4 protein-coding genes and 2 pseudogenes are annotated in these 4,970 nt (G+C 67.0%); 2 read left to right on the top strand and 4 right to left on the bottom strand.

Going from position 1 to position 4,970, the window contains the following annotated elements:
• The coding region (locus LPZ50_RS21590) for an MFS transporter (RefSeq protein ID WP_230664817.1) at positions 1-868 on the top strand (868 nt) is incomplete at its 5' end.
• Between the two features lie 59 nt (positions 869-927).
• Complete coding sequence (locus tag LPZ50_RS21585; RefSeq protein ID WP_230664815.1) at positions 928-1,620, top strand: GntR family transcriptional regulator; 693 nt, start codon at positions 928-930, stop codon at positions 1,618-1,620.
• A gap of 18 nt (positions 1,621-1,638) precedes the next feature.
• Here LPZ50_RS21585 and LPZ50_RS21580 read toward each other — a convergent pair.
• The 4 genes and pseudogenes from LPZ50_RS21580 to LPZ50_RS21565 form a co-directional block, all read right to left on the bottom strand.
• Positions 1,639-2,157 (bottom strand): annotated as a pseudogene (locus tag LPZ50_RS21580) (porin); the annotation flags it as partial.
• 178 nt (positions 2,158-2,335) lie between these two features.
• Positions 2,336-3,445, bottom strand: a complete 1,110-nt coding sequence (locus LPZ50_RS21575) for a porin (RefSeq protein ID WP_230664813.1) — start codon at positions 3,443-3,445, stop codon at positions 2,336-2,338.
• Between the two features lie 144 nt (positions 3,446-3,589).
• Positions 3,590-4,483 (bottom strand): DMT family transporter, encoded by an 894-nt coding sequence (locus tag LPZ50_RS21570; protein WP_230664811.1) that lies wholly within the window; start codon positions 4,481-4,483, stop codon positions 3,590-3,592.
• Between the two features lie 315 nt (positions 4,484-4,798).
• A pseudogene (locus LPZ50_RS21565) lies at positions 4,799-4,970 on the bottom strand (cytosine deaminase); the annotation flags it as partial.

Raw genomic sequence — 4,970 nt, 5'->3', positions numbered from 1 at the left:
GGTCATGGCTGCGGTGGGGCGCGCCGCCAGTCCCGCGCGGCGCAGCATGGCGCTGGGCCTGGCCAGTGCCGGCGGGTCGGTGGGGCAGGTGGTGCTGGTACCGTTCGCGGAAGTGCTGCGCGATGTGTCGGGGGTGTCCGCATCGTTGTGGGGCCTGGCGGTACTGATGCTGCTGGTGGCGCCGCTGGGCATGTTGCTGGACCGCGCCACGCCGGGCGCCGCCGCTGCCGCGCAGGAACCCGTCATGCCCTTGCGCCAGGCCGTGGCGCACGCCTGCCGGCATCGGGGCTACTGCCTGCTGACCCTGGGGTTTTTCACCTGCGGTTTCCAGTTGGCCTTCATTGCCACGCACTTGCCGGGCTACCTGGTGCTGTGCCATATGCCGGTTGGCCTGGGCGCGACCGCGCTGGCGTTGATCGGGCTGTTCAACATGGCGGGCAGTTGGGCCTGCGGCTGGCTGGGCGGGCGCTACCGCCAGCAGCACGTGCTGGGGTGGCTGTATCTGATACGCGGGGCGGCCATCGGGGCGTTCTTCCTGTTGCCCAAAAGCACGCTGTCGGTAGTGCTGTTCGCCGCCGTCATGGGCCTGACCTGGCTGGGCACGGTGCCGCTCACCAGCGGGCTGGTGGCCAAGGTGTTCGGCACGCGGCACCTGGGTACCTTGTTCGGGGTGTGCTTCCTCAGCCATCAGATTGGGTCATTCCTGGGGGCATGGCTGGGTGGGCTGGTATTCGACCTGACCGGGTCGTATACGCCCATCTGGGCCGCTACCGCGCTGGCCGGCCTGGTGGCGGCCCTGCTGCATTTTCCCATTGACGATCGCCCGGCTGTGCCATCGCCGGCCGTTGCTACCGCCTTTCGCGGCTGAATCGATTGTTGATATAGTGGCTGTCCGTGCCCGTCCGGGCAGCCGCTGTATTGCCGTCGATGTCCCACGTTCTGCCCGCCAGTCCGCCCGATGCGCCGTCCGAAGCGTCCAGCATGTCGGAAGCCCTGCGCGTGCTTGAAGAAGACATCGTGCTGGGCAGCCTGCACCCGCGCGAACGCCTGATCGAAGACGACCTGATCCGCCGCTTCGGCTTCAAGCGCCACGCGGCGCGCGAAGTGCTGGCCGAGCTGGCACGGCGCGGGCTGGTGGAACGCCGCAAGAATTTCGGCTGCGAAGTCCGGGCGTTCTCGGCACAAGAAGTGGCCGAACTCTATCAACTGCGCGAATTGCTGGAAACCGAAGCCGCGCGCACGCTGCCGTGCCCTTTGCCGGCCGCGGCGCTGAGCCAACTGGTCGACATCCAGCGGGAACACGATCGCGCCGTGGCCGACGAATACCCGCGCGCGGTATTCCATACCAACCAGCGTTTTCATCAGGCGCTGTTCGGTTTTTGCGAGAACAGCGTGCTGCAGAAAGCCATCCAGGAATACGCGCGCCAGACACACGCCATACGCTTCAGTTCCCTGGTGGATGCCTCGTACCGCGAGCGCGCGCGGCAAGAGCACTGGGCCATCATCGCCGCGCTGGAAGAAGGGCGGCGCGACGACCTGATACGCCTGTGCCGCAACCACCTGGCTCCGTCGCGCGATGCCTACCTGGCGATCAATCGCCACCGGAGCGCACGCGGCTGACGGCCGCGCCGCGGGGGTTCAGAACCGATGCCGCAGTCCCGTTCCGGCAGACGTGCTTTTCAGGTCGTCGATGAAGGCATAGTCCTTGGCGTACGAGCCGAAAACATAGATATCGGTGCGCCTGGAAATGTCGTACGTGTAGCCCAGGCTCCAGATATTGGTGGTGGCATCGTCGCCGGTCAGCAAGTTGTTGGACGGGTCGATGCGCTGCCACGAGGCAAACACGTTGCTGGCGCCGCCGAACGGCACGGTGCCGCCCACCATGTAGGCGTTGGCCCGGAAGCCGTCGGCAAAGCGGTTGACACCGAAGGCGTTGCTATAGGGGGGGCCTGCCGGCAGGTCTTCTCCCGTGAACCAGCCGTCGGTGGTGCGCGCATATGACGCGGCCAGCCTCACGACGCTAAAGTCGTAGGCCAGCCCCGCGGTGTACTGGCGCGGGATGGCGTTGGTGTCGACTTGCGCGCTGCTGTTGCTGCCGTTCAGTTGGTCGTAGGTCAGCGTAATGTTCAGCGGTCCGGCCAGGTAGCGCAGGCCGGCGTGCGTTCAGCTTTCGTGGAATGGCTACCTGCGGCGGGAGCCTGGCCGGTTTGCGCAGGAAAACCGCCGCAGACCGGAAAAGCATACAGCCGCGCGGCGCTCCGGCGTCAGCATTTCTTGTGGGGGCGGCGGCTTGGGGCAGGCGCCGGGCGCGAGCGGCCCGGCGCCTTGGGGCGCTTTAGAAGCGGTGACGGATACCCACGCCGGCGGCCGTGCTCTTCAGGCCGTCGATGAAAGCGTAGTCCTTTCCGTACGAACCGTAGGCGTACAGGTTCGTGCGCTTGGACAGGCTGTAGGTGTAGCCCAGGCTCCAGACGTTCATGGTGGAGTCGCCGCCGGTCAGGCGGTCGTTGGACGGGTCGACGCGCTGCCACGAGGCGAACACGTTGCTGGCGCCGCCGATGGGCAGGGTGGCGCCCACCATGTAGCCGTTGGCCTTGAAACCGTCCACAAAGCGGTTGGTGCCCAGTTCGCTGCTGAAGGGCGTGCCGGCGGGCAGGTCCTGGCCGGTGAACCAGCCGTCGGTGGTGCGTGCATAGGCCGCGGCCAGCTTCACTACTTCAAAGTCGTACGACAGGCCGACCGCGTACTGGCGAGGCGTGGCATCGTTGTCGATGGTGCTGCTGGCGTTGCTGCCGTTGAGCTGGTCGTAGGTCAGCGTGACATTCAGCGGGCCGGTCAGGTAACGCAGGCCGGCGGTGATGCCGCGCGTATTGTCCGCCGTGCGGAAACCGGTTTCGTCGCTGTTGTTGTCATCGACGTTGAACGAATAACCCACCCCGAATTCGAAGCCGCTGTACGACGGTGTGCGATACATCACCATGTTGTCCCAGCGGGTGGTGTTGGCGGAGCTGGCCCCCAGGCCCAGGTTGGACTGGCCGAAGCTGCCGTAGAAGGGGTCGATGTCGGCCAGGTACTTGGACGCCATGTTGGTCTGGCGGCCGAATTCCAGGATGCCCCAGGCATCGTTGGCCAGGCCGATGGTGGCCTGGCGGCCGAACAGGCGGCCGCCTTGCTGGCGCGAACCGTTGCCGGAGTCGAAGCCGCTTTCCAGCTGGAATACGGCGCGCAGGCCGTCGCCCAGGTCTTCCGTTCCACGCAGGCCCCAGCGCGAACCGTATTCGACGCCGTTGATCATGCCGATGCGGCTGGCATCGTAGCCATCGCCCTTGACCTTGTTGTAGCCGATACCGGTATCGATGATGCCGTAGAGGGTGACCGACGTCTCAGCCTGAGCGGCGCCTGCGAAACCTGCCAGCAAGGCGGCGGCGAGCAGCGTCTTTTTCATAGAGGGTTCTCCGTTGAGTTGAGTGAAACAAGGACACCGCCGGCAAGCCTTGCGAAAGCCTGTCGGCGGTGTTCTCAGGGCGTATGGTAATTCATCGCGCAGTACAGCCCGCTGAAATCTGTTGTTATCTGTTGGCAAGTTATGTCATTTGCCGTTAATTTGCGTGCCGCCTGCCGGCCCGGGGGCCGCCCGGAATGCCAGTGCCAGCCCAGTCAGGATGGCCGCCATGCCCGCCAGGCCATGCACGGACAGGCGGTTGCCCAGCAGCAGATAGTCGAGCAGGGCGGTGACCCCCGGCACCAGGTAGAACAGGCTGGTGACGTTGACCAGGTTGCCAGACTGGATCATCCGGTACAGCAATAGCGTGGCGGCCACCGAGATCACCAGCGCCAACCACAGCACAGGCACCCACAGGGCCCACCCGGGTTCCAGGCGCCAGGGCTGGAACGGCACGAAGGCCGAGCACAGCGCCAGGCCCACCGCATACTGCAGGGGCAGCACGCGCAGCGGCGGCAGGGCCGCGCTTTTCTGCAGGATGGCCCCGGCCGTCATGCACAGCAGGGCGCCCAGCGCGTACAGCATGCCGGACGCGGAATAGCGCGCCAGCCCCAGGCTTTCCCACACCACCAGCGCCAGGCCGGCCAGGGCCAGCGCCAGTCCCAGCAGGCGGCGCCATGCATAGCGGCGTTCCAGCAGGATCAGCGTCAGCAGGGGCTGCGCGCCCAGCGTGGTGGCCAGCACGCCGGGAGTGATGCCGCGGTCCAGCGCCAGCAGGTAGCAGAGGCTGTAGCCGCCCGTCATGGCCAGGCCGGTGGCTGCCACGTGCGCGCGTGTGCCGCGCGGGGGCAGCCAGGGGTGGCGGGCCAGGCTGGCCAGCGCCAGCAGGGCGGCCAGGGCCAGCATGAAACGCAGCAGCAGGAAGGCAAAGGGCGTGGCGTGCGCCAGCCCCCATTTCGAGAAGATGGCACCGCTGCTCCACAGCAGCACGAATAGCGACGTTGCGCCGTAGGCCTGGTAGGCCGTTCTGGTATTGGACATGGAAAATCACCCGTCGATGAAACGCACAGGCTCCAGCGGCCGCGGCCGGCGCAAGGCGCGCCCGGACACACGGACTTATGCGGAAAACGCTGGAACCGCCAGGGAAAGGGGCTGGATCAGCCCAGGGCGGCGGCGGGGGGCGGCGGAGCCGCGCGGCCCGCGATGATGCCCACTGGCGGGGCGACGGGACAAACCATGGCGCGACGCGGTGCCGACACCGCGCGGGCCGGAGCCGGGGCGGTGTGCGGATTCAGGACAGGAGCGCGTCGGTACATGGTGCACGTAAGCTACACGCGGCGAACCCGGGTGTCAACGCGCGTTCCTGCGCTGCAGGATCAGGTCGAGCGAGTACGCGCCCATCGATCCGCGCTCGTGCAGGTGAAGGTCGAGCCCGCGGCCGTGGCGCTCGGCGATTGCGAACAGCACGTCCACCGCTTCGACCGGATCGCCTTCGATCGCGCACGGGTCGAGCCCGCCGAGCAGATCG

It is taken from the genome of Bordetella petrii (assembly GCF_020991325.1).
Taxonomy (GTDB): domain Bacteria; phylum Pseudomonadota; class Gammaproteobacteria; order Burkholderiales; family Burkholderiaceae_B; genus Bordetella_A; species Bordetella_A petrii_E.
This window is presented reverse-complemented; position numbering and strand designations above follow the sequence as displayed.

What these genes read in the sequence shown, in the direction of transcription:
- LPZ50_RS21585 (WP_230664815.1), top strand. Translation starts at nt 928, where the DNA reads ATGTCCCACGTTCTGCCCGCCAGTCCGCCCGATGCGCCGTCCGAAGCG.
- LPZ50_RS21570 (WP_230664811.1), bottom strand. Translation starts at nt 4,483, where the DNA reads ATGTCCAATACCAGAACGGCCTACCAGGCCTACGGCGCAACGTCGCTA.
- LPZ50_RS21575 (WP_230664813.1), bottom strand. Translation starts at nt 3,445, where the DNA reads ATGAAAAAGACGCTGCTCGCCGCCGCCTTGCTGGCAGGTTTCGCAGGC.